23 protein-coding genes and 1 pseudogene are annotated in these 24,489 nt (G+C 68.3%); 8 read left to right on the forward strand and 16 right to left on the reverse strand.

The genetic code is table 11. The features are described from left to right. Positions 1-28 precede the first annotated feature (28 nt). The 13 genes from NWF22_RS23750 to infC form a co-directional block, all read right to left on the reverse strand. Complete coding sequence (locus NWF22_RS23750) at positions 29-574, reverse strand: arginine repressor (protein ID WP_160901307.1); 546 nt, start codon at positions 572-574, stop codon at positions 29-31. Beyond that, positions 574-1,494 carry an ornithine carbamoyltransferase gene (gene argF, locus NWF22_RS23755; protein WP_160901306.1) on the reverse strand — a complete coding sequence of 307 codons (921 nt, stop codon included), beginning with the start codon at positions 1,492-1,494 and terminating at the stop codon, positions 574-576. Before argF ends, NWF22_RS23750 begins: the two co-directional genes overlap by 1 nt. Next, positions 1,491-2,684 carry an acetylornithine transaminase gene (locus NWF22_RS23760; protein WP_160901305.1) on the reverse strand — a complete coding sequence of 398 codons (1,194 nt, stop codon included), beginning with the start codon at positions 2,682-2,684 and terminating at the stop codon, positions 1,491-1,493. The genes argF and NWF22_RS23760 overlap by 4 nt, the downstream gene beginning before the upstream one ends. Continuing rightward, a complete protein-coding gene (gene argB / locus NWF22_RS23765; protein ID WP_160901304.1) occupies positions 2,681-3,583 on the reverse strand; it encodes an acetylglutamate kinase in 903 nt (300 codons plus the stop codon). Before argB ends, NWF22_RS23760 begins: the two co-directional genes overlap by 4 nt. Further along, on the reverse strand, positions 3,580-4,818 hold the full coding sequence (gene argJ, locus NWF22_RS23770; protein WP_160901303.1) for a bifunctional glutamate N-acetyltransferase/amino-acid acetyltransferase ArgJ: 1,239 nt from the start codon (positions 4,816-4,818) through the stop codon (positions 3,580-3,582). Before argJ ends, argB begins: the two co-directional genes overlap by 4 nt. Beyond that, the gene (gene argC / locus NWF22_RS23775; protein ID WP_160901302.1) at positions 4,815-5,852 is read right to left on the reverse strand and encodes an N-acetyl-gamma-glutamyl-phosphate reductase; all 1,038 of its coding nucleotides are present in this window, start codon (positions 5,850-5,852) and stop codon (positions 4,815-4,817) included. Before argC ends, argJ begins: the two co-directional genes overlap by 4 nt. Before the next feature lie 151 nt (positions 5,853-6,003). Continuing rightward, complete coding sequence (gene pheT, locus NWF22_RS23780) at positions 6,004-8,475, reverse strand: phenylalanine--tRNA ligase subunit beta (RefSeq protein WP_160901301.1); 2,472 nt, start codon at positions 8,473-8,475, stop codon at positions 6,004-6,006. 56 nt (positions 8,476-8,531) lie between these two features. Beyond that, positions 8,532-9,593, reverse strand: a complete 1,062-nt coding sequence (pheS, locus tag NWF22_RS23785) for a phenylalanine--tRNA ligase subunit alpha (protein WP_160901300.1) — start codon at positions 9,591-9,593, stop codon at positions 8,532-8,534. A gap of 58 nt (positions 9,594-9,651) precedes the next feature. Next, positions 9,652-11,034 carry an acyltransferase family protein gene (locus tag NWF22_RS23790; RefSeq protein ID WP_160901299.1) on the reverse strand — a complete coding sequence of 461 codons (1,383 nt, stop codon included), beginning with the start codon at positions 11,032-11,034 and terminating at the stop codon, positions 9,652-9,654. A 106-nt stretch (positions 11,035-11,140) separates the two neighbouring features. Next, positions 11,141-11,938, reverse strand: coding sequence for a TrmH family RNA methyltransferase (locus NWF22_RS23795; RefSeq protein WP_202398219.1), 798 nt, complete (start codon positions 11,936-11,938; stop codon positions 11,141-11,143). Positions 11,939-11,970: 32 nt separating this feature from the next. Continuing rightward, on the reverse strand, positions 11,971-12,351 hold the full coding sequence (gene rplT / locus NWF22_RS23800) for a 50S ribosomal protein L20 (RefSeq protein WP_160901297.1): 381 nt from the start codon (positions 12,349-12,351) through the stop codon (positions 11,971-11,973). 62 nt (positions 12,352-12,413) lie between these two features. Continuing rightward, on the reverse strand, positions 12,414-12,608 hold the full coding sequence (gene rpmI / locus NWF22_RS23805; RefSeq protein WP_160901296.1) for a 50S ribosomal protein L35: 195 nt from the start codon (positions 12,606-12,608) through the stop codon (positions 12,414-12,416). A gap of 107 nt (positions 12,609-12,715) precedes the next feature. Further along, positions 12,716-13,375: a translation initiation factor IF-3 gene (gene infC, locus NWF22_RS23810; RefSeq protein WP_160901494.1), complete on the reverse strand. Its 660-nt coding sequence runs from the start codon at positions 13,373-13,375 to the stop codon at positions 12,716-12,718. A 234-nt stretch (positions 13,376-13,609) separates the two neighbouring features. Here infC and NWF22_RS23815 point away from each other — a divergent pair, with 234 nt between their 5' ends. The 3 genes from NWF22_RS23815 (at position 13,610) to NWF22_RS23825 (ending at position 15,345) form a co-directional block, all read left to right on the forward strand. After that, complete coding sequence (locus NWF22_RS23815; protein ID WP_160901295.1) at positions 13,610-14,035, forward strand: DUF1844 domain-containing protein; 426 nt, start codon at positions 13,610-13,612, stop codon at positions 14,033-14,035. Positions 14,036-14,060: 25 nt separating this feature from the next. Beyond that, positions 14,061-14,372: a PspA domain-containing protein gene (locus NWF22_RS23820; protein WP_160901294.1), complete on the forward strand. Its 312-nt coding sequence runs from the start codon at positions 14,061-14,063 to the stop codon at positions 14,370-14,372. Between the two features lie 91 nt (positions 14,373-14,463). Next, the gene (locus NWF22_RS23825) at positions 14,464-15,345 is read left to right on the forward strand and encodes a type IV toxin-antitoxin system AbiEi family antitoxin domain-containing protein (RefSeq protein WP_160901293.1); all 882 of its coding nucleotides are present in this window, start codon (positions 14,464-14,466) and stop codon (positions 15,343-15,345) included. A 67-nt stretch (positions 15,346-15,412) separates the two neighbouring features. Here the strand turns inward: NWF22_RS23825 and uvrA are convergent, their stop codons facing one another. Next, a complete protein-coding gene (gene uvrA, locus NWF22_RS23830) occupies positions 15,413-18,295 on the reverse strand; it encodes an excinuclease ABC subunit UvrA (RefSeq protein WP_160901292.1) in 2,883 nt (960 codons plus the stop codon). A 257-nt stretch (positions 18,296-18,552) separates the two neighbouring features. Between uvrA and NWF22_RS23835 the strand changes: the two genes are divergently transcribed. Continuing rightward, entirely contained in the window at positions 18,553-19,236 is a 684-nt protein-coding gene (locus NWF22_RS23835; RefSeq protein ID WP_160901291.1) for an MBL fold metallo-hydrolase, read from the forward strand. 59 nt (positions 19,237-19,295) lie between these two features. On the opposite strand, the gene NWF22_RS23840 is transcribed toward NWF22_RS23835, so the two are convergent. Further along, entirely contained in the window at positions 19,296-19,583 is a 288-nt protein-coding gene (locus NWF22_RS23840) for a ribbon-helix-helix domain-containing protein (RefSeq protein ID WP_160901290.1), read from the reverse strand. An 18-nt stretch (positions 19,584-19,601) separates the two neighbouring features. Then, positions 19,602-19,928, reverse strand: a complete 327-nt coding sequence (locus tag NWF22_RS23845; protein WP_258321266.1) for a hypothetical protein — start codon at positions 19,926-19,928, stop codon at positions 19,602-19,604. A gap of 136 nt (positions 19,929-20,064) precedes the next feature. Here NWF22_RS23845 and NWF22_RS23850 point away from each other — a divergent pair. The 4 genes and pseudogenes from NWF22_RS23850 to NWF22_RS23865 form a co-directional block, all read left to right on the forward strand. Beyond that, a pseudogene (locus NWF22_RS23850) lies at positions 20,065-20,169 on the forward strand (MBL fold metallo-hydrolase); the annotation flags it as partial. A 132-nt stretch (positions 20,170-20,301) separates the two neighbouring features. Then, on the forward strand, positions 20,302-21,375 hold the full coding sequence (locus NWF22_RS23855) for a DoxX family protein (RefSeq protein WP_160901289.1): 1,074 nt from the start codon (positions 20,302-20,304) through the stop codon (positions 21,373-21,375). An 83-nt stretch (positions 21,376-21,458) separates the two neighbouring features. Further along, on the forward strand, positions 21,459-22,091 hold the full coding sequence (locus NWF22_RS23860; RefSeq protein ID WP_160901288.1) for a hypothetical protein: 633 nt from the start codon (positions 21,459-21,461) through the stop codon (positions 22,089-22,091). Next, positions 22,088-24,397, forward strand: coding sequence for a HelD family protein (locus NWF22_RS23865; RefSeq protein ID WP_160901287.1), 2,310 nt, complete (start codon positions 22,088-22,090; stop codon positions 24,395-24,397). The genes NWF22_RS23860 and NWF22_RS23865 overlap by 4 nt, the downstream gene beginning before the upstream one ends. Positions 24,398-24,489: the final 92 nt, after the last annotated feature.

The following is a 24,489-nucleotide window of genomic DNA, read 5'->3' on the forward strand; positions in this document are numbered from 1 at the left end:
CTGATGTGGTCTGGGGCGGGCCGCGTGGCTACACGAGGCCCTCGATTCGTCGGGCGAGTTCGGCGCCGTCGATCGGCTCCCGGGCCACCACGAAGATGGTGTCATCTCCGGCGATGGTGCCCACCACGTCGGGCAGGCTGGCCCGGTCGATCGCACTGGCCAGATAGTGCGCGGCACCGGGTGGAGTCCGCAGCACGGCGAGATTGCCGCTCGAGTCGGTCGACACGAGCAGGTCGGCCAGCAGCCGGGAAAGCCGGTCGGTACCGCCGAACACCCCGCGTACCGGTGAACCGTCCTCGGGCACCACGTAGCGCCCGGTGCCGCCGTCGGCACCGCGCAGCTTGATCGCCCCGAGTTCGTCGAGGTCGCGGGACAGGGTCGCCTGGGTGGCCTCGATACCCTCGTCGGCCAGCAGGTGTTGCAGTTCGCCCTGACTGCGGACGTGGTGCGCGGCCAAGAGATCGACGATGCGCGCATGCCGTCCGGCCTTGGTCGCCGCCAGGCGGTTCTCGCCCGCGGCGAGTCGGGCCGGGTGGCCTCCGGCCCCGGCCGCGGGTGTGCGTTCGGCGGTCATCACTGCCTCAACAACCAGACCAGCAGCGCCTTCTGGGCGTGCAGCCGGTTCTCCGCTTCGTCGATGACGACGCTGGCCGGGCCGTCGATGACCGCGTCGGTGATCTCCTCACCGCGGTGGGCGGGCAGACAGTGCAGCACGATGGCGTCCGCGTCGGCGCGGGCGAGCAGTTCGTCGTTGATCTGATACGGCACGAACGGACCCTTGCGGTCCTTTCCGTCGGTTTCCTGCCCCATCGACGTCCAGGTGTCGGTGACCAGCACATCCGCACCGGCCACCGCGGTCGCCGGGTCGGCGACGATCCGGACCGACCCGCCGGTCCGCTCGGCACGCGCGCGGACCGCCTCCATCACATCGTCGGCGGGTTCGAAACCGGTGGGGGCACTGATGGTCACGTGCATACCCGCGGTCACCCCACCGAGTGCCAGCGAGTGCGCCATGTTGTTGGCGCCGTCACCGAGGTAGGTCATCGACAACCCGGCGGCGCGTCCCTTGCGTTCGATGATGGTCTGCAGATCGGCGAGGACCTGGCAGGGGTGGAAGGTGTCCGACAGTGCGTTGACGACCGGGACCGTGGCCGTCGATGCCATCGCGTCGAGCCGTTCCTGACCGAAGGTGCGCCAGACGATCGCCTCGACGAACCGCGACAGCACCCGCCCGGTGTCCTCGATCGTCTCGTCGCGCCCGAGTTGGGTGGTGGTGCCGTCGACCACGACCGCGTGTCCACCGAGCTGCGCGACACCCATCTCGAACGAGAAACGGGTGCGGGTGGAGTTCTTGTCGAAGATCACCCCGACCCCACGCGGTCCCTCCAGGGGCCGCTGGGCAAACGGTGATGCCTTGAGTTCGGCGGCCAAGGCCAGCACCTCGGCCTGCTCGTCGGGCGACAGGTCGTCGTCGCGCAGAAAATGCCTCGTCATGCCTTCTCCCCCTGCTCATCGGCGGCCGCGTCGTCCAGGATCGCGGGCAAGGCGGCGACGAACCCTGCCCCCTGTTCTTCGGTGAGGATCAGCGGCGGTGCCAGCCGCAGCACGTCGGGTGCCGGCGCATTGATCAGGAAGCCCGCTGCGCGCGCGGCCTTCTCGGCTCGAGGCGCGATCGGGCTGCGCAGCACGATGCCGAGCAGCAGCCCGGCGCCGCGGACATGGGACACCTGCGGATGGCCGAGGTCCTCGATGCCCGTCGCGATGGACTTGCCCACCGCGGCCACCTGATCGACCAGACCCTCGTCGTCGATCACGCGCAGCACCGCCAGCGCCGCCGCAGTACACGTCGGGTTGCCCCCGAACGTGGTCCCGTGCTGACCCGGCTCGAACAGGTCGGCGGCCGGCCCGGTGGCGATGCAGGCACCGATCGGCAGCCCGCCACCCAGGCCCTTGGCGAGGGTCATCACGTCGGGCACCACGCCGGCGGCCTGATGGGCGAAGAACGCGCCGGTACGGGCGATCCCGGTCTGCACCTCGTCGAAGATCAACAGCGCACCGCGCTCGGCGGTGATCCGCCGAGCCTCGGCCAGATAGCCGTTCGGTGGCACGACCACACCGCTCTCCCCGAGGATGGGTTCGAGGATCACGGCCGCGGTGTGCTCGGTGACAGCGCTCTCGAGTGCCGCCACGTCCCCGTAGGGCACGAAGCGGACCCCGGGTGGCATCGGTTCGAACGGAGCACGTTTCGACGGCTGACCGGTCATCGCGAGCGCACCCATGGTGCGACCGTGGAAGGCCCGCTCGGCGGCGACGATCTCGGGTCGACCCGTCCGGCGCGCCAGCTTGAACGCCGCCTCGTTGGCCTCGGTGCCCGAGTTACAGAAGAACACGCGTCCCGGATGACCGAACTTGTCCAGTAGCCGTTCGGCCAATTCCACTGCGGGCGCACTGATGTAGAGGTTGGACACGTGCCCCAGCGTCTGCATCTGGGTGGTGACGGCGTCGATCAGTGCCGGGTGTGCGTGGCCGAGCGCGTTGACCGCGATCCCACCGAGCAGGTCCAGGTATTCCTTGCCGTCGGCGTCGCGCACCACGGCCCCGGACCCGCTGGCCAGCGCGATCGCCGGGGTTCCGTAGTTGTTCATCAGCGCGGCAGACCACCGCTGCTGCAACGGCTCGGTCATGCGGGTTCCCCCTCGGTATCGGCGGTGACGGTGGTGCCGGTGGAGCTCTCGGTGAGCAGCTGGGCGATCACCGAGTGCGGAACGCGTCCGTCGATCACGTGCGCGGCCCGCACACCGCCGGTGACCGCACGCAGGCAGGCCTCCATCTTGGGCACCATCCCGGCGTCGAGCGACCCGAGCAGCGATGCCAGACGATCGGTGCCGATCTGCGCGACCAACGAGTTGCGGTCCGGCCAGTCGGTGTAGAGGCCCTCGATGTCGGTGAGGACCACCAACCGCGACGCGCCGAGCGCCTCGGCGAGCGCCCCGGCAGCGGTGTCGGCATTGATGTTGTGGACCACCCCGTCCCGGTCCGGGGCGATGGTGGACACCACCGGGATCCGGCCTGCGGCCACGAGGTCGAGTACCGCGGAGGTGTTGACCGAGGTGATGTCGCCGACGAGACCGATGTCGGTGGCGACGCCGTCCACCAGTACGGTCCGCCGGGTCGCGGTGAACAGGTGTGCGTCCTCGCCGGTGATGCCGACCGCATACGGCCCGTGCGAGTTGATGAGCCCGACGAGTTCGCGCCCGACCTGTCCGAACAACACCATGCGGGCGACGTCCATCACCTCCGGGGTGGTGACGCGGAATCCGCCGCGGAACTCGCCCTCGAGGCCGAGTCGCTTGAGCATCGCCGAGATCTGCGGGCCGCCGCCGTGCACCACCACCGGGTGGACACCGCAGGCCCGCAACAACACCATGTCCGCGGCGAACGCGCGTTTCAGGTCGTCGTCGACCATCGCGTTGCCGCCGTATTTGATCACCACGGTGGCGCCGTGCAGCGCCTGCAGTGCCGGCAACGACTCGGCGAGCACCATCGCCTTGTCCAGAGCACTCAGCTGGGACGACCCGCTCATGACGAATATGCCGAGTTCTCTTCGACATACGCGTGGGAGAGGTCGGTGGTGCGGATGCTCGCCGACGCGTCACCGAGGCCGAGATCGATCCGCACCGCGATGTCGGCGCCGGACAGGTCCACCTCACGTGCCCCGGCAACGCCGCAACCGCCTTCGCAGACCGGGGTTCCGTTGAACGACACCGAGATCTGTTCCGGGTCAATGGTCACGGGTGCCATACCCACGGCGGCGAGCACGCGTCCCCAGTTGGGATCGGAACCGAACAGGGCCGTCTTGACCAGCGAATCGCGGGCGACCGTACGACCCACCGTCACGGCATCGTCCTCGGTCAGGGCCCCGGCAACGGCGATGACGATGCGTTTGGTGACACCCTCTGCGTCGGCGATCAGCTGTGCGGCCAGGTCGTCACACACGGCGAGTACCGCGGCATCGAGATCGGCCTGCTCCACCGGTATCTGGCTGGCCCCCGAACTCAGCAGCAGCACGGTGTCGTTGGTGGAGCACGAACCGTCGACGTCGAGTCGGTCGAAGGTCAGTGCGGTGGCCAGACGCAGCGCGCTGTCGAGTTGCTCGGCGGTGGCGTGCGCGTCGGTGGTGAGCACGCACAGCATGGTGGCCAGCGACGGCGCCAGCATGCCCGCACCCTTGGCCATGCCGCCGACGTTGAATCCCTGCGGATGATGCAGCGCAGCCTGTTTCGGCACGGTGTCGGTGGTCATGATCGCGTGCGCGGCGTCGGTTCCGCCGGAGAGTCCGCCGCCCATCTCGTGCACGATCTCGGTGACCCCGGCCAGCACGCGATCCATCGGCAACCGATCACCGATCAGCCCGGTCGAGCACACCGCCACCTCGACGGCACCGGTCTCGGTCCCCCAGTTGCTCAGCGCCTCGGCCACCGCCTCGGCGGTGGCGTGGGTGTCCTGGAAACCACCGGGGCCGGTGCAGGCATTGGCGCCACCGGAGTTGAGGATGACGGCGCGCAAGCGGCCGGTGGAGAGCACCTGCCGACTCCACAGCACCGGCGCGGCCTGCACCTGGTTGCGGGTGAAGACGCCGGCCGCGGCATATTCGGGGCCCTCGTTGAATACCAGGGCGAGGTCGGCGGCGCCGGAGGCCTTGATGCCGGCGGCGATACCCGCCGCCCGGAAACCCAGCGGCGCGGTGACGCCCTGCGCCCGGACGAGACGGGGGGCGTCGAGCGGTGCTCCCGGTGTGATCCGATCGTCTGTGGTCACGGTGCCACCCCCACGGTGCTCAGGCCCTCGGTCTCGTCCCAGCCGAGTGCGAGGTTCATCGATTGGACCGCAGCGCCGCCGGTGCCCTTGGTCAGGTTGTCGATGGCGCCGACCGCCACCATCGTCTGGGCGCGTTCGTCGACGGTGACCGCCAGCTGGACAGCATTGCCGCCGATCACCGACCCGGTTGCCGGCAAGGTGCCTTCGGGCAGCACGTGCACGAAGGTCTCGTCGTCGTAGGCCTTCTCGTAGGCGGCCCGCACCTCGGCGGCCGATGCGGTGGTCCGCGCGGTGCAGGTGGCGAGGATGCCCCGGGCCATCGGCGCCAACACGGGGGTGAACGACACGGTGACCGGGGTCCCGGCCGCCTCCGACAACGCCTGCGAGATCTCCGGGGTGTGCCGGTGCACGCCGCCCACGCCGTAGGCGCGAGCCGATCCGATGACCTCCGACGCCAGGAGATCGACCTTCGCCGTGCGCCCGGCGCCCGATGCCCCGGTCACGGCGACCACGGTGACATGCGGTTCCACCAGACCGGCCGCGATCGCCGGCAACAACGCCAGGATGGACACCGTGGGATAGCAGCCGGGGACCGCGATCCGCGACGCATCCCGAAGCCGGTCGCGGTTGCCGGGCAACTCGGGTAACCCATAGGGCCAGGTCCCGGCGTGCTCGCTGCCGTAGTAGTCGAGCCAGTCCTGGGCGTTCTGCAGCCGGTGGTCGGCACCGCAGTCGATGATGAGCGTCGACGGCGCCAGCGCGTCGGCGATCTGTCCGGACGTGCCGTGGGGCAGACCGAGGAATACGACGTCGTGGCCCGCGAGCACCTCGGGCGTGGTGTCCTCGAGGACCCGGTCGGCCAACGGCAGCAGATGCGGGTGCAGCGATCCGAGGGTGCTGCCGGCGTTACCGCCTGCGGTGAGCGCGCCGATCTCCAGATCCCCGGTTCGCAGACGCGGGTGCCCGCAGAGAAGCCGAAGGATCTCACCACCCGCATAGCCGCTCGCACCGGCGACTGCCACCCTGATCGTCATATGATGATTATGCATGCCGATGCAATTCAATTCATCGGAGGGGGTCTCGATACGCCGGCTCGCTTCGCTCGCGCGGCTACTCGACCGGCAGGAGGGGCCACGCCTCTCCGCTCACGAGCACACCGTCGGCAGAGTAAGGGGCCACCCCGCGTCAGCGCAGGTGCGCGCCGACCTGGGCGCCGGCGTGGGCCACGGCGGCGAGCTTGGCCTCGTTGGCCTCTTCCTCGGTGAGGGTGCGGTCGGGAGCACGGAAGCGCAGCGCGAAGGTGAGCGACTTGCTCCCCGCGCCGACCTGTTCGCCGGTGAAGACATCGAACAGGTCGATGGCCTCGAGCAGTTCGCCGGCACCGGCGCGCAACGCGGCCCGCACCTCGGCGGCCGGCACGGCGTCGTCGACCACCACGGCGACGTCCTGCAGGACAGCCGGGAACGGAGACACCCGCGGCGCGGGCAGGCGCTCGATGATCGGCACCGCGTCGAGATCGATCTCCACCGCGCACATCCGCTTGGGCAGACCAGCGCGTTCCAGCACCGCCGGATGCAGTTCACCGGCGTAGCCCACCGTGACGCCGTCGACGCCGATCGCCGCACACCGACCCGGATGCCACGGGCGATGATCGGCCGCCGACAACTCCACCTCCACCCCGGCTGCCCGTGCGATGGTGCGGGCAGCCTCGAAGGCGTCGACATGGTCGGCTGATCGGCCGGGGCCCCACGGTCCGGCGGGATCGCGCAGGCCGGTGAGGGCGACGGCCACATGCAGCGGCTGATGCGGCAGCGATGCGTCGAGGGCGGCGATGTCGGAGTCGTCGGGTCGTCGCGAGACGTCCAGTGCACCGACCGGTGCGACGTTGTCGCCGGCGAAGACCACCTGCCCGATGGTGTACAGCGACAGGTCACGCTGGCCGCGGGCGATGTTGCGCGCCGTCATCTCCAGCAACCCGGGCAGCAGCGTGGTGTTCAGTTCGGGCCGCTCGGACTCCAGCGGGTTGAGCACGGTGACCGTGCGGCGCCGGTCGTCGTCGTCCGGCAGATCCCAGACGTCGAAGACACCCGCCGGCATGAACGGATACGGCAGCACCTCCACGAAACCGTCGAGCGCGAGGGTGCGCCCGACCGCGCGGCGACGACGCTGCGCCGCAGTCAGTCCGGTACCGGCGGGCGCGCGGGGCACGACGGCCGGGATGTCCTCGAGGCCTTCGAGCCGCAGGACCTCCTCGACGAGGTCGGCCCGCATGCGCAGGTCGGGTCGCCACGACGGTGGGAGCACCTGGAGAGTGTCGTCGCCCTCGACCTGGCAACCCACCTCCCGCAGCCGCGCCGCGGTGGTGCCGGCGGGGTAGGTCAGGCCGGCGGTGCGGTCGGGTTCGTCGGCGGCGATCGAGATCGCCGCCGGGGCCGGTGCATCGGCCCGCGCCTCGCTCAGCGGGGAGGTCACGGTGCCGCCGGCGATGGCGACGATGAGCTGCGCCGCGCGATCGGACGCCACGGCGGTGACCTCGGGGTCCACGGTGCGTTCGAAGCGTTTGCTCGCCTCCGAGGTGAGCTTGTGGCGTTTGCCGGTGCGGAACACGCGGACCGGATCGAAGGTGGCCGATTCCAGCAGCACCGTCGTGGTGGCGGCGCCGACCTCGGTGGCCGCTCCGCCCATCACGCCGGCCAGGGCGACCGGACCACTGTCGTCGGCGATCACGACGTCCTCGGGATCGAGCACGCGGTCGACGTCGTCGAGCGTGCTGAGCTTCTCCCCTGCCTGCGCCGAACGCACCGTGATGGTGCCGGTCAGTTTGTCGGCGTCGAAGGCGTGCAGCGGCTGGCCGAGCTCGATCATCACGTAGTTGGTGATGTCGACAATGGCCGAGATGGGACGGATGCCCGCGGCCATCAGCCGCTTCTGCATCCACCAGGGAGACACCGCCGTCGCGTTCACACCGGAGATGATGCGCGCGGTGTAGCGGGTGGCCGACGAGTCGTCGTCGATGGCGACTGGCCAGGCGTCGCCCGTCGCGTCCGGGGCCGTGCCGGCGAGTGCGGGGTCGACGAACGGCACATCGAAGCTGCCGGCGAGTTCACGGCCCAGGCCACGGACGGAGAAGGCGTAGCCGCGGTCGGGGGTGACGTTGACGTCGATGGCGGTGTCGTCGAGGCCGAGCACCTCCCGGGCGTCCGCACCGGGCTCGGCGGTGCCCGGGGCGAGCACCAGGATGCCGCTGTGGTCCTGGCCGATGCCGAGTTCGGCGACCGAGCAGATCATGCCGTCGGAGATGCGGCCGTAGGTCTTGCGCGACGCGATCTCGAACGGGCCGGGCAACACGACGCCGGGCAGCGCCGCGACGATGAGGTCACCTTCGGCGAAGTTGCGGGCGCCGCACACAATGCCGCGGGGTTCGTCCTCCCCGACCGCCACGGTGCAGAACCGGATCGGCTTCTTGAACTCGGTGAGTTCCTCGATGGTCTCGACGCGTCCGATCACCAGCGGGCCGCTGATCGCGGGGAACGGGTCGATGTCCTCGATCTCGAATCCGACCCGGACGAATGCCTGATCGATCTCGTCGGCGGTCGCCGACCATTCCGGATCACCCTGCCGGAGCACCTCGGTGTACCAGGACTGTGGGGCACGCACGTCAACCAACTACTTTCATCGATCGGGTTTCGCGGGATGGATTGCGGGGCTGCGGGTCAGACGGCCGGGCCGAACGGGACGGTGAACCGGATGTCACCTTCGACCATGTCGCGCATGTCGGAGATGTCGTTGCGGAACTGCAGTGTTCGTTCCAATCCCATCCCGAAGGCGAAACCGGAATAGACGTCCGGATCGATCCCGCTGGCCCGCAGCACGTTCGGGTTCACCATGCCGCAGCCGCCCCACTCGACCCAGCCCGCTCCGCCCTTCTTGCCGGGGAACCAGACGTCGACCTCTGCCGAGGGCTCGGTGAACGGGAAGTAGCTCGCGCGCATGCGGGTGGTGGTCTCCGGCCCGAACAGGGCGCGGGCGAACACCTCCAGGGTGCCGCGCAAGTTGGCCAGCGTGAGCCCCTTGTCGACGGCCAGACCCTCGATCTGGTGGAAGACCGGGGTGTGGGTGGCGTCGAGTTCGTCGGTGCGGAAGGTGCGCCCCGGGCACGCGACGTAGATCGGCAGATCGCGGCTGAGCATTGATCGCACCTGCACCGGTGAGGTGTGTGTGCGCAGCACCTGCCGCGAACCCTCGGGGGCGATGTAGAAGGTGTCCTGCATCGAGCGGGCCGGATGGTCGGGCAGGAAGTTGAGGGCGTCGAAGTTGTGGTGCTCGGTCTCGACCTCCGGGCCCTCGGCGATCTCCCAGCCCATCCCGATGAAGACGTCGGCGACCTGTTCGGCGATCACCGTGATCGGGTGGCGTGCGCCGACGCGACGACGGGCGCTGGGCAGTGTGACGTCGACGGCCTCGGCGACCAGGACTGCCGCGTCACGTTCGGCCTGCAGCGTGGTGGTACGCAGATCGAGTGCGGCACTGACACGTCCACGCACCTCGTTGACGAGTTTGCCCGCCGCTGACCGCTGGTCTTTCGGGAGGCTGCCGAGCGCGCGGCGCGCGAGCGCCACGGGTGACCGGTCACCGAGATGCGCGGTCTTGGCCTGCGCGAGTTCGTCGAGGTCGCCGGCGGCCTCGAACGCCGCGACGGCGGCCGCGGCTGCGGCGTCGAGTTCCTCCGGTTCGGGAAACCGGATCTCTGGGGCGTCGTCGGCAGAGCTGGCCACGGTCGGCGGTCTCCTCGGGATCGAGAACGGAGTCGAAAAAATCGACGTCTAGGTGCGGCTACAAGGGTAGACGAGCCGATTTCGGCGACGCGGCGCAGGTTGATCGCTGCCGACGATGCGGTACTGCAGTTGACGGCTCGTCGAGCGTTCGCGCGACGACGGCACCCACCACGGCAACCATCACCCAGGACCAGCCGTCACCGACCAGGCCGGTCCGGGCGGTCATCAGGATCGCCACCGCGACCACGACGAGCGTCACGAGTACAGCGGCATCTCGAGCGCGGCCGCGGTGCCCGGCGGCGGTCGCATCCCACCATCGCAGCGGGCGGTTCTCCAGCTGCGCGAGCAGCGCCACCACCGGGACCATCAGGGCCAGCAACAGCACGGTCTGCGAGCCGATCAGCGCCGCATACATCCCGTCGGGTGACCGGTCACGTGACCACCCGAGCAGTTCTCCGCCGCCGATGAGCAGTGCCAGGACGGGCAGGTGCCACAGGTAGAGCGTCATCGCGCCGCGATTGCCCAGCGCCACCCACCACCAGACGCGCGGCCGGGCGACCACCCGCGCCAGGTGCGTGCGCAGCGCGATGGCGAGGCCGCACAGCACGATCGCGTGACCGGCGAGCAGCAGGGTCGGGGGATTCATGTTGGACAGCGACTGGCCGGGCACCGTCACCAGGGACACCTCGTAGGGTCCGAACGCCACGAGAGCGATATCGACGAGCAGGAACGACACGACAGCGCCTGCACCGAGCACCGGTGAGACCACGCCGCGCGCATAGGCGACGCCGATGATCGCGGGAATCACCCACACCGTCACGAACGCGGCCGCCCCGAGCGCCTCCCACCCCAGCGTCAGGCGCGCACCGTCGATGCCTGCGGTGGCCGCCCAGGCCACGGCCACGGCGCCCACCGCGTGCATGGTGGTGGTGATGCGTTGCAGCAGCGGGACGATGGCGAGCACCAACAGGTAGGCGCCGAGGAACCACAGCAACTGCACGCCCAGGCCGGCGACCAGATCGGCGGCCACCTTCGCGTCGGCGGCGTGGGCGACCAGCAGTACGGCGCCGACGGCGAGGAGATACCAGAAGACCGGACGCAGCAGGCGTTGCGCACGGGTGAGCAACCAGTGTCCGGGCGGCTGCGGCGGCCGCGAGGTGAGACCGAAGGTGGCCGCGGCGGCGCCGGCGAAGAAGAACAACGGCAGCACCTGGAGCAGCCAGGTGGCGGCCTGCAGCACCGGGACGTCGGCGAGCAGATTGCCGAGATGGACGGCCACGTCATCGGCCGTGACGGTCAGCATCAACGAATGTCCGGCGATGACGACCACGAGTGAGAAGATTCGGATCAGATCGACCACGCGGTCCCGGTCGCCGGTGCGCGCATCGAGGTCGGCAGCCGACGGCAGGCGGCGCCGTACCGAGGTGTGAGTGCTGGTCATGGCACCGAGTCTGGTGCGCGCAGACACCGAGGACCTGAGCACAACTACTCAGTCGGGCCGGGGATTGTCCCTCGGTCGGTGACGGACGGAACGGCCGGCGACGAGGTCAGCGTGACCGATGCCGACGTGCGCTCGCGTAGAGGCAGATGGCCGCGGCGGCGGCGATGTTCAGACTCTCGGCGCGACCGGCGATCGGGATCGACACCCGATGATCGGCGTCGCGTTGGATGTCTCTGTCCAGGCCGTGGGCCTCGTTGCCGAACAGCCACGCGTGCGGTCCGACGAGCACGTCGTCGGCGTCGTCGAGGGACAGCTCGCCGTCGGCGGCCGTGGCGAGGGTGGTGACCCCGGCAGCGCGGATGGCGTCGAGGCCGTCGGCGACGGACCGCTCACGAGTGACCGGAAGATGAAAGATGCTGCCCGCCGACGACCGGACGCACTTGCCGTTGTGCGGGTCCACCGAATCGCCGAGCAGCACCATCGCGTCGGCGCCCATGGCGTCGGCGCAGCGGAGCAGGGTGCCCACATTGCCTGGGTCGCGCGCCTCCACGGCGACCGCGAGCAACGAGGGCCCGACATCCAGAACCGAGTCGAGAGGCCGATCGAGCAGCTCACAGACGGCGAACAGGCCGGGCGCGGTCATCGATTCGGAGAGTTTGTGGACCGCCCGGTCCGACAACACCTCCACCACGATCCCGGCAGCCTGCGCGTCGTCGAGGATCGTCGTGTGGCGCTGCACGTCGCCTTCCCGCACCAGCACCCGCTGGGCGCGCCCGGCATCGAGTGCGGCCGACACCGAGTTGGGTCCTTCGACGAGGAATCGCCCTTCGGCTCGCCGGACCGCCGCGCGGTGGAGTTTTGCATACGACACGACCCGTGCGGAACGTTCGGAGAGAACTTCCATCACGGGTCGTGTGCGGTGGGTGATCGTCGCGATCAGGCAGCCGGTGCGTTGACGTCGGCCGGCAGCGCCTTGCGGGCGACCTCGACGAGACCGGTGAATGCCTCGGGATCGGTGACGGCGATGTCGGCGAGGACCTTGCGGTCCACCTCGACACCGGCGGCCTTCAGACCCTGGATCAGCCGGTTGTAGGTGATGTCGTTCGCGCGGGCCGCAGCGTTGATGCGCGAGATCCACAGTTTGCGGAACTCACCCTTGCGGGCGCGACGGTCCCGGTAGGCGTAGGTCATCGAGTGGAGCTGCTGCTCCTTCGCCTTGCGGTACAGACGCGAACGCTGCCCACGGTAACCCTTGGATGCCTCCAGGGTCGAACGACGCTTCTTCTGGGCGTTCACCGCCCGTTTCACGCGTGCCATGTGTCAATCCTTTGTTCGTCAGATGTCGGTGTCGACCGTCGCCGGGGAGAACCCCGGTCGGGTCACTTGTTCAGCAGTCGCTTGATGCGCGGGGCGTCGTTCTCGCTCACGACGGCGACGCCGTCGAGGCGGCGGGTGCGCCGCGACGACTTGTGCTCCAACAGGTGGCGACGGTTGGCCTTCTGGCGCACGATCTTGCCGCTGCCGGTCACCTTGAAACGCTTGGCGGTGCCCTTGTGGGTCTTGCTCTTCGGCATGTTCTTCCTTCGTTCGGGCGAGCGAAACCACCCGTGCCTCCACGGGTGTGTTTCGCGCGCTGCGGTCAGTTCTGCACGTCCGGGTGACGGTAGGGCCACCCGAGCGGCTACTGGCTGGTCTTCTCGTCCTGGGCGGCCGCCGGCTTCGGGCCACGGTCACGGCCCTGCTGGGCCTTCTGACGCGTCTTCGCACCCTTGTGCGGCGCCAGCACCATGGTCATGTTGCGGCCGTCCTGCTTGGCCGAGGTCTCGATGAACCCGTAGTCGGCGACGTCGTTGCCGAGCCGCTGCAGCAGTCGGAATCCCAATTCGGGGCGGGACTGCTCGCGACCGCGGAACATGATGGTCACCTTCACCTTGGAGCCCGCTTCGAGGAACCGGATGACGTGACCCTTCTTGGTCTCGTAATCGTGGTCGTCGATCTTCGGGCGGAGCTTCTGCTCCTTGATGACGGTCATCTGCTGGTTGCGACGCGACTCGCGCTGCTTCTGGGCGGCTTCGTACTTGAACTTGCCGTAGTCCATGATCTTGCACACGGGTGGCCGTGCGTCCGGCGCGACCTCGACCAGGTCGAGATCGGCCTCGTAGGCCAGGCGAAGCGCATCTTCAACACGCACGATGCCCACCTGCTCCGAGTTCGGTCCGACGAGTCGGACCTCAGGGACGCGGATGCGCTCGTTGATGCGGGTCTCAGTGCTGATGGGGCCTCCTTGATCAGTGCTTCTCTGGTGACCGCCAGGAGTCGTGACTCCGGTGGCAGGAGGGATCGCTCTCAGCAGAAGAGCCCCGGGACGCTGATCGCATCCGCAGGGCTCCGTTACCGACCGGTTCGCCGACGCACACGTCGAACCGACGCGTTCGCGCAGCTCAACGGCTTCGCGACGATCGGTGTGAACCGGACCGTACAACTGCGGGCTGGCCGCGTCGTGACGGTGGGAGCGGAACTCCACTTGCAACCCCGGGGCGAACCGGGGCGGTCGTACTGTGGGAGTCTAGCAGCCATGACCGAGAACTCCTATTCGTCACCTGCGCAGATGCCCGGTGAGGGCGATCCGGGAGGGGGCGACGGCGCGCTCGGTCCGGAGCAGACCGATCTGGACAACGTCCGGGATCTGGCCGATATTCCGTCCATCGAGGTCATCACCCGCGCGATCGTGATGTTGATGAGCGCGTCCGCGGAGAAGCTCGGACTGGCCGAGGGCGCCGACCCCGACAAGGTGGACCTCGACGAGGCACGCAAGCTGATCACCTCCCTGGCCGGACTCGTCGATGCGTCGAAGGCCGACCTCGGTGTCCACGCCGCACCCATCCGCGATGGGCTCAAGCAACTGCAGTTGGCCTTCCGCGATGCGAGCGCCTACCCGGACGAGCCGGGTGAGGGACCCGGCGAGAAGTACACCGGTCCCGTGCGTGACCGGCGTCGCTGAGCGTCGTCGCGCGTAGGCTGGGATCGTGACCAGCACGCCGAAGGACCCTGATCGGGACATCATCGAGGGCGAGGTCGTCGCCGACCCGACGTCGGCTCCCCCGCCGTCGTCCGCCGGGTACGTCCCGCCGGTCACCGATCCCTACTACTCCGAGTCTGGTGTCCCCACCTTCGACTTCGTCCGCGACAAGATCGAGCAGCGGATTTCCACCGCCATCGGCAGCGAGGAACTCGCCCACGCGAGCCCCGAGGGCCAGCAGGTCGACGAGATGATGCGCAAACGCGACGAGGCCGCCAAGCGCAAGCTCGACGAAATCCGCAAGTCCATGGGCAAGTAGCGATTTCGTAGTACGAACCGTCGATTTTCGCATGGTTCGGACTACGAAATCTGGGGTGGAACCGTGGGTGGTGGCGCTGCGTCCAAACCGCATGACGGATTACGCAGCTGTGCGCACGATGATCGCCGACCACGACGGGGTCTTCACCCTCGCCCAGGCAAAGGAGTCCGGCATCAGCGCCGAAGCGGCCCGGCGTCGGGTCGCTTCCGGGGAGTGGATTCGGGTCACCCGCTCGGTATATCGCGTCGCGGACCGCCTCCTCGACGACCGGATGCACGCCCGGATCGCGGTCCTGTCGGCGGGACCAGGTGCGGCGCTCTGCGGCGGCAGCGCCGCGTGGTGGCACGGCCTGATCACCCACCCACCGTCGACGATCACGGTGATCACGCCCCACGGCCGACGCGGCAGGCCGGTGCCCGGCGCCCGCGTATGGCACCGCACGCTGGACACGGCCGACCTCACCGTCGTCGACCGTCTGCGCGTGACGCATGTACCGCTGACGGTGCTCGACGCCGCCGTCGACATCGGCGTGCGGGTGATGGACAACGCACTGCTACGTCAGAACACGACACTGTCTGCGCTCGTTGAAGCGCAGAAGCGCAACACCGGACGACGCGGGTCGCCGCGGTCGCGCGCGATGTTGGCCGCCATGTCGTCGGGTGCGCGCTCGGAGGGCGAACGCAAGACCGTTGCCCTGCTCGAGTCCTCGGACATCGTCGGGTGGACGCAGAACCATCCCGCGTGCGGCTATGTTCTCGACATCGCCATCCCCGAGCTCAAGATCGATGTCGAGATCGACGGGTTCGCTTTTCACAGCGATGCCGAGGCGTTCCAACACGATCGGGAGCGGCAGAACAATCTCATCGCCAACGGCTGGACCGTCCTCCGATTCACATGGCATGACGTCACCACGCGGCCGCAGTGGGTCCTCGCCCAGATCCGAGCCGCCGTCAAGCAGGCGACCGCAGCCTGAGCCCGCCCGGATCCGTAGTACGAACGTGTGAAATTTCGACGGTTCGTACTACGAAATCGGGGGCGTGTCAGCCGGCTGAGGCGACCGTGTCGTCGACGTCGAGGATGTCGGCGAGGAACTTGCCGGTGTGGCTGGCCGGCTCGAGGGCGATGTCCTCGGGGGTGCCCTCGGCGACGACGGTGCCGCCGCCGGTACCACCCTCGGGTCCCATGTCGATGATCCAATCGGCGGTCTTGATGACGTCGAGGTTGTGCTCGATGACGATGACGGTGTTGCCCTTGTCGACGAGACCGTTGATGACGGCGAGCAGCTTCTTGATGTCCTCGAAGTGCAGGCCGGTGGTGGGCTCGTCGAGGATGTAGACGGCGCGGCCGTTGGTGCGCTTCTGCAACTCGGCTGCCAGCTTCACGCGCTGTGCCTCGCCGCCGGACAGGGTCGGCGCGGGCTGTCCGAGCCGCACATAGCCCAATCCGACGTCGACCAGAGTCTTCAGGTACCGATGGATCGACGTGACCGGTTCGAAGAACTCGGCGGCCTCCTCGATCGGCATGTCGAGCACCTCGGAGATGGTCTTGCCCTTGTAGTGCACCTCGAGCGTCTCCCGGTTGTACCGCGCGCCGTGGCACACCTCGCACGGGACATAGACGTCGGGCAGGAAGTTCATCTCGATCTTGATCGTGCCCTCACCGGTGCACGCCTCGCAGCGGCCGCCCTTGACGTTGAACGAGAACCGGCCCGGCTGGTAGCCGCGCACCTTGGCCTCGGTCGTCGCCGCGAACAGCGTGCGGATCTTGTCGAACACGCCGGTGTAGGTGGCCGGGTTGGAGCGCGGCGTACGCCCGATCGGTGACTGGTCGACCCGCACGAGCTTGTCGAGCTGATCGAGCCCCTTCACACGCGTATGACGACCCGGCACCTGCCGCGCGCCGTTGAGTTTGTTCGCCAGCACGGTCGCGAGGATGTCGTTGACGAGCGTCGATTTGCCGGAGCCGGACACCCCGGTCACCGCAGTGAGCACGCCGAGCGGAAACCCGACCTCGATGCCCTGCAGGTTGTGTTCGCGTGCCCCGACGACGGTGAGCTGCTTCTTGCGCGAGATCGGCCGGCGGATCGCCGGGATCGGCAGTTCGTCGCGGCCGGACAGATAGGCACCCGTCAACGACCGGCGGTTCTTCAGCAGATCCTGGTAACTGCCGCTGTGCACCACCTCGCCGCCGTGCTCACCGGCACGCGGACCGATGTCGACGATCCAGTCGGCCGACCGGATGGTGTCCTCGTCGTGTTCGACGACGATCAACGTGTTGCCGAGGTCGCGCAGCCGCGTGAGGGTCTCGATGAGTCGACGATTGTCCCGCTGATGCAGACCGATGGACGGCTCGTCGAGGACATAGAGCACGCCGGCCAGCCCCGATCCGATCTGGGTGGCCAGCCGGATGCGCTGGGCCTCGCCGCCCGACAGCGATCCCGCCGCCCGCGAGAGCGACAGGTATTCCAGGCCGACGTCGAGCAGGAAGGTGATGCGGGCCTGCACCTCTTTGAGTACCCGACCGGCGATGGCCGCCTGCCGCTCGTCGAGTTTCAGGCCGTTGAGGTAGTCGGCGCACTCGGCCACCGACAGCGCACACACCTCGGCGATGGACATCGCACCGTAGGTGGGATGGTCGAGGGTGACCGACAAGATCTCGGGCCGCAGACGGGCACCCTGACATGCGGGACAGGGAATGTCGCGCATGTAGCCCTCATAGCGCTCCTTCATCTGCTCGGATTCGGTCTGGTCCATCCGCCGGGCGAGGAACGAGAGCACACCTTCGAACTCGGTGTAGTAGGACCGGGTGCGGCCGTAGCGGTTGCGGAACTTGACGTGCACCTGGTGATCGCTGCCCTTGAGGATCGCGGTGCGCGCCTTGGCCGGCAGCTTCTTCCACGGGGTGTCGACCGAGAAGCCCATCTGGTCGGCCAGACCGCCCATGAGCCGGAGGAAATAGTCGGCGTTGTGGCCGGTCGACCACGGTGCGATGGCCCCGTCGGACAGCGACAACTCGGGATCGGGGACGACGAGCTCCTCGTCGACCTCCTTGCGGATGCCGAGGCCGTCGCACTCCGGGCAGGCACCGTAGGGCGAGTTGAACGAGAACGACCGCGGTTCGAGGTCGTCGATGGCGATCGGGTGACCGTTGGGGCAGGCCATGCGTTCGGAGAAACGTCGTTCGCGGTGCGGGTCGTCTTCCTCGAGGTCCACGAAATCGAGCACGACGATGCCGTCGGCGAGGCGCAGGGCGGTCTCGATCGAATCGGTGAGACGCTGCTTGGCGGTCGGCTTGACGGCCAATCGGTCGACGACGACCTCGATGTCGTGCTTCTCCTGCTTCTTGAGCTTGGGCGGGTCGGTCAGCTGGTGGACGACGCCGTCGATACGCGCACGAGAGAAACCTTGGGTCTGCAGTTCACCGAACAGATCGACGAACTCCCCCTTCCGGGTGCGCACCACCGGCGCGAGCACCTGGAACCGGACACCGGGCTCCATCTCGAGCACCTGGTCGACGATCTGCTGCGGCGTCTGCTTGGCGATCAGTTCGCCGCACTCCGGGCAGTGGGCACGTCCGGCACGGGCATAGAGCAGACGCAGATAGTCGTAGACCTCAGTGATGGTGCCGACCGTCGACCGCGGGTTGCGGTTGGTGGACTTCTGGTCGATCGACACCGCCGGCGACAGGCCCTCGATGAAGTCGACGTCAGGCTTGTCCATCTGGCCGAGGAACTGCCGGGCGTACGCCGACAACGATTCGACGTAGCGACGTTGGCCCTCGGCGAAGATGGTGTCGAAGGCCAGCGACGACTTCCCCGACCCCGACAGCCCGGTGAACACGATGAGACTGTCCCGCGGGAGGTCGACATCGATCCCACGCAGGTTGTGTTCTCGGGCACCGCGGACGATGAGACGGTCAACCACTGGATAAGTCCTCGTTCGTTGCTGTCCGGCTGAGCCGGGGTACCGACAGGTGAGCTGGGTGGATGCGCCGGCCGACTGGGCTGGACCGCTCCGCGCACACCATATCGACGGACTCCGACAACTACGTCGGGCCGTCGACCACTGCTCCACGATACCCGCGTGAGATGACCGTTGATCCCCGTCGACCGGCGCCATCGGCCGACCCGGCGGGCGGGCGAACGGACCAACGCCCGAGCGCGGTGGCATAGCCTGACCGCATGAGCCCTCAGGATGTTTCGATCAGCGACCGCTACACCGGCGACCTGTCGGGATCACCGGCCCCACAGCGCAGAACCCTCTCGACGGCGTCGATCGTCAAGATGTCGGTGGGCCCGATGGACAACAACGTCTACGTGGTCACCTGTACCGCGACCGGGAAACAACTCGTCATCGACGCCGCCAACGACGCGGACCGCATCCTCGCCCTCGTCGACGACCTGCCCGGGACCCCCGAACTGATCTTCACCACCCATCAGCACCCCGACCACTGGCAGGCTTTGACAGAGGTCGCGGCCGCGCTCGGTGTCCCCACCGCGGCCGGGCGGCTCGATGCCGACCCGTTGCCGGTCCGCCCCGACCGACTGATCGACGACGGCGACCAGATCCGGGTGGGTGAGCTCACCTTCGACGCCATCCATCTGGTCGGGCACACCCCGGGTTCGATCGCGCTCGCCCTGCGCGACGACGACGTGGTGCATCTGTTCACCGGCGACTGCCTGTTCCCGGGTGGCATCGGCAAGACGTGGCAGCCCGGAGACTTCGACACCCTGCTCGCCGACGTCACCGCAAAGCTGTTCGACCGCTACCCGGACTCCACCGTGATCTACCCCGGCCACGGCAACGACACCACCCTGGGCGCCGAGCGGCCCGCACTCGCCGAGTGGCGCGAACGGGGCTGGTAATGCCATGAGCGAAACGGCCCGGTCATCTGTGACGGCACGGGCGAGCTGCCTTGACGGCGCTACGACGGCTGGTCTCGTCGCGCCGGATGACTGTTCAGGTACAAATCGACTGCGCGTCTGAGCACTTCACTCGGCGTGGTTCGGGTGTCCTCCGCGTAATCCGCCAGCCGTGCATCGAGTGCGGCGGGCAGTCGCACCGTACGTGAGGTGGTGTCTCGTCGCTCACCTACCGGTGGTCGGCCCATCTTCAGCGTGGCACCGACTTCGAGGGGCCCGGACACCTTGTACTCGCCGCCTTCGACCGCATCGGCCATGCGTTCGTAGTCGCGCGAATTCCTCGAAGTCATCTCCGGTCACCCTTCTTCTCATCTGAGATCGTGTCGACTGACGGGCGTTGTCCGCCGCATTCGCCACACAGGTCGACGGCGCCGCCCGAGGCCACAAGGACGTTCCGTTGCAACGCGTTGGGTCAACAACATGGCGTGAAAGACCTCCCAGCTGTCGCCATCTCGATCCTCGGCGGCGACTTCGATCCACGGCTCGTTGGCAATCCGACCCACAAACATGTAGGTATCGGCGTCCTCGAACTCGGTCGTGATCGCGTACCGAATGAGCGGATGCGCGATCGTCGCCCGAATCTCATCGTCGGTGATGCCGTGCCGATACGCCGATCGGTAGACATTCACCTGCACCACAAAAGCGTAAGACACTTTCTACCTCGCGACCAGCCTGAACTGCGTATCTCCTGGTCAGCACGACAGCGTCGATGGAGTTGACTCGGGACGCCAAGCTCCTCCGGGACAAGGATGCCCTGAACTGCCTGCACCCTCTCTCTTCCCCGGCGGCATCGGCAAGACGTGGCAGCCCGGAGACTTCGACACCCTGGGCGCCGAGCGGCCCGCACTCGCCGAGTGGCGCGAACGGGGCTGGTGACCCGCCCCCGGACCTGCCTTCGGACCTCCGAACAGGGCACCTGCAGACGCTGCCGGTGACCGGTAACCTCGATAAGGTTCGCCACTCAAGCCATGGGGGTGAGCATCCGAGTCAGCTACGAGGAGGCCGTCAGTGTTGATCCGCCGAATTGCCCGACCCATGCTCGCCACTGCGTTCGTTGCCTCCGGCATCGACGCCCTGCGTAGCCCCACCGCCAAGGCCGAGACCGCACGCGGCTTCATCGACAAGTCCGTCGACACCCTGCCCAATGATGTCACCGACAAGGTGCCGACCGACCCCGAGACGCTGGTCCGGATCAACGGCGCAGTGCAAGTCGGCGGCGGAATCCTGTTGGCCACCGGCAAGTTCCCGCGCATCGCCGCGCTCGCACTGGCCGGATCCACCGTCCCCACGACCATCGCCGGCCACGCCTTCTGGGAAGAGACCGACCCTGAGGCCCGCGCACGTCAGAAAACCCAGTTCTTCAAGAACGTCAGCCTCGTCGGCGGCCTGCTCATCGCGGCCGTCGACACCGAGGGCAAGCCCTCACTGGCCTGGCGCGGACGCCGCAAGGCCTCCGATGCGAGCCACGCTATCGCGGCCGCGCTGCCGCTGGGTGCCGCGGCATCGGAATCCACCTGGGAATCGCTGGTCGAACGCTCGCAGGACGGCGCACACGTTCTCGGTGAGCGCTCGGCCGACGCGGCCGAGGTGATCCGTCACCGGGCGCCGGAGTTCGCCGAGCTGGCACGCGAACGGTCCACCGAGGCAGCCGAACTCATCCGCAGCCGAGCCCCTGAACTCGCCGAGGCCGCACGCGAACGGTCGGTCGAGGCGGCCGAACTGATCCGGCAGCGCGCGCCCGAACTCGCCGAGGCAGCCCAGAAGCACTCGACCGAGTTCATCGAGGCGGCACACAAGCACTCCGAGAAGGCCGGTAAGGCCGCCAAGGCGGCGCAGAAGCGGTCCGGCAAGGCGTCCAAGACCACCCAGAAGCGCATCGACAAAGCGACCAAGACCGCGCAGAAGCGCGCCGACAAGGCGGTCGCCGAAGCTCAGCGACGTTCCGAAAAGGCAGCCGGCGTCGTGCGGAGCCACGCTCCGGAATGGGCGGATGAGGTCAACGCACTCGCCGACACTGCGCGCGACAAGGCATCGAAGGGCGCCGACGAAGGCCGGCGCCGCTGGCGAGAGGTCCGCTCATAGCCGCGTCGTCCGACCTCCGTCGGCCGGGTGAGCATCACCTCGGTCCGTCGTCATCGCTACCCGCCCACGAATACCCGTGGGCGGTGTCGGATGTGGACGGCGAACTCACCCGGCCCAGCGACACCGCCGGCCGCCACCTCGTCGTCGCGGTGGGCTCCAACGCATCACCGGAGGTGATGCGGACCAAACTGGCCCGCGTCGCAACCGGCGAGCCCGGGCCGCCGATGGCGCGGGTCACGGTGTCCCACCTCGCCGTCGGACACTCCGCGCACGTCTCGGCCCGCGGCTACATCCCGGCCGCGCCCTATCACGCACCGGAGGCCACCCTGCACGCCGTGGGCGCCTGGCTCACCGACGCCGAAGCGACCATGCTCGATCACACCGAGCCGAACTATCGTCGTATGGAGCTCTCGGCCCGCGATCATCCGGGCATCCACGACACCGCCGCGTCCTTCTGGGTGTACGTGTCGCTACACGGGGTGCTCGCCGATCCCGACGCCGACCCGGTCCCCCTCGGCACACAGGCCGAGATCTTCGACTGGCTCGGCACCCGCATTGCCGACCACGCGCTACGGGGACCGACCACCGAGGTATGCCGGCGGCTGGCCGACCCCCGGGTGGGGGCTCGGGTGTCGGCCTCGATGCGATCGGCCGGACTGTCCCGACCGGCCACACTTCCCTTGCCCGACCTCGAGACAGGATCAGCACCGCGGTGAGTTCGACAGAGACCGACGTCGACACCCGCATCACCGAGGAACAGGACCACCTCGACAAGGTGTATGCGCGGCTCGACCGAATGCGCGCCAACACCCAGCGACGGCTGTCGTCGACGCTGCGTGAGAGCGGCGGCACACCCCAGGCCCGCTCGGAGCGCGAATCCTACGAGCGGATGTACACCGAGGATCTGTCCAAATTCGATGCGGCCGAGCACAACTTGTACTTCGGGCGCCTCGACCTCGACGACGGCGAGACGCGTCGCATCGGCCGCATCGGCATTCTCGACGACGATGCCGCCGACACCACCCTGCTCCTCGACTGGCGCGCACCGCTGTCGCGGCCGTTCTACCTCGCCACCCCGGCCGCCCCCGAGGATGTGGACCGCCGCCGGCACGTCCGGACCCGCAGCCGTCGCGTCCGCGCGGTCAACGACGAGTTCCTCACCCTCGGCGAGGCCTCGGCAGACGACGTCGGCCACGGCGACGTGGTGAACGAGAACGCGCTGGTCGCTGCGTTGAATGCGGCGCGTACCGGCGAGATGACCGACATCGTGGAGACGATTCAGCGCGAGCAGGATCTGATCATCCGCTCGACACACCGCGGGGTCACCGTCATCCAGGGCGGTCCGGGTACCGGCAAGACCGCGGTGGCCCTGCACCGTGCCGCCTACCTGCTCTACACCCACCGAGACATCCTGTCGCGCAGCGGCATCCTGATCATCGGACCCAATGACGACTTCCTCACCTACATCGGTCAGGTGCTGCCGTCATTGGGTGAGTCCGGCGTGTTGTTGTCGACGATCGGTGACATGTTCCCCGGTGTGCACGCCACCGCACGCGACGAGCGGGACGCAGCCGCGATCAAGGGCGACCTGCGCATGGTCGATCTCCTCAAACGTGCTGTGCGAGCTCGTGAATCGTTACCGAGCAAACCGGTGCCGGTCGAGTTCGACACCTATCAGGTGATGATCGACTCGGCCCTCGTCAAGGAGGCACGCGCCAAGGCGCGCAGTACCCGCAAGGCGCACAACCTGGCGCAGCCGGCGTTTCTGCGTGCCGCGCTGGACGGGCTGGCCCGGGCGCATGCAAGCACGATCGGGTCCAGCCTGCTCGACGGTTCCCAGCTGCTCAGCGGCGCCGACATCGCCGACATCCGCGACGAGATGAGTCACGACCCGGAAATCCGGCGGGCGCTGCTGCGGTTTTGGCCCACGTTGCACCCGCAGGAGATGTTGCGCGACCTGTATGCCGATCCCGCTGCGGTGCGCAAGGCCAGTCCCGGCTGGTCGGATACCGATCGGACAGCGCTGCAACGTGACACCACCTTCCGGCAGAACGACGGCAGCGACTTCTCCCCCGCCGACGTGCCGTTGCTCGACGAGCTGGCCGAACTGATCGGGTTCGGCACCGATGACGCCGAACGCGCCGAGCGCGAACGTTGGCGGCGCCAGCTCGCCGACGCCCAGGATGCGCTCGACATCCTCACCGGCTCGGCCCCACAGGATCTCGAGGATGAGCTGGATCCGGAGATCCTGATGGCCTATGACCTGATCGATGCCGAGCAGCTCGCCGCCCGCCAGACCGAGACACAACGCCTCACCACTGCCGAACGGGCGCACGGCGACCGCAACTGGGCGTTCGGGCACGTCATCGTCGACGAGGCGCAGGAGCTCTCGGCGATGGCGTGGCGGATGGTGATGCGCCGGATTCCGAATCGGTGGATGACGATCATCGGCGACACCGCGCAGACCGGAGATCTGGCCGGTACCCGTTCGTGGGGTGACGTGTTGAGACCGTATGTGGCCGAGCGGTGGCAGCTACGCGAGTTGACGGTGAACTACCGCACCCCCACCGAGATCATGACCTACGCCACCCGCGTTCTGACCCACATCAACCCGACGATGTCGCCGCCGACATCGTTGCGCAGCAACGGGATCGACCCGATCGCGGTGCGCACCGACGTCGACGCCCGCGGGAAGGTGGCGCAACGTGCGGCGACCCGTCCCGGTTTGGCCGGCCTGACCGCCATCATCGTTCCGCACCGGCTCTACGACGAGATGGCCTCCGCGGTGCCTGACGACGCGGAGACGTCACCGCGGGTATTGACGGTCGGCGCCTGCAAGGGACTCGAGTTCGACAACACGGTCGTGGTGGAACCCGCTGCGATCATTGCCGATTCGCCGCTGGGACATTCGGACCTGTATGTGGCACTCACCCGCGCCACGCAACGTCTCACCGTGATCCACAGCGAGGATCTTCCGCCCGAACTCGGCGACATGACTGCCGAAGCGCCCGACGCCTGGTGACGGCAGGTCTGTCGATACGCCTCAGTAAAGCGCCCTCTCCAGTCGCACCGTCGACAATGTCGGGCTGGTTGGAGAGGGCGCTCTTGCTGGGA

Source organism: Gordonia mangrovi (genome assembly GCF_024734075.1).
GTDB lineage: Bacteria > Actinomycetota > Actinomycetes > Mycobacteriales > Mycobacteriaceae > Gordonia > Gordonia mangrovi.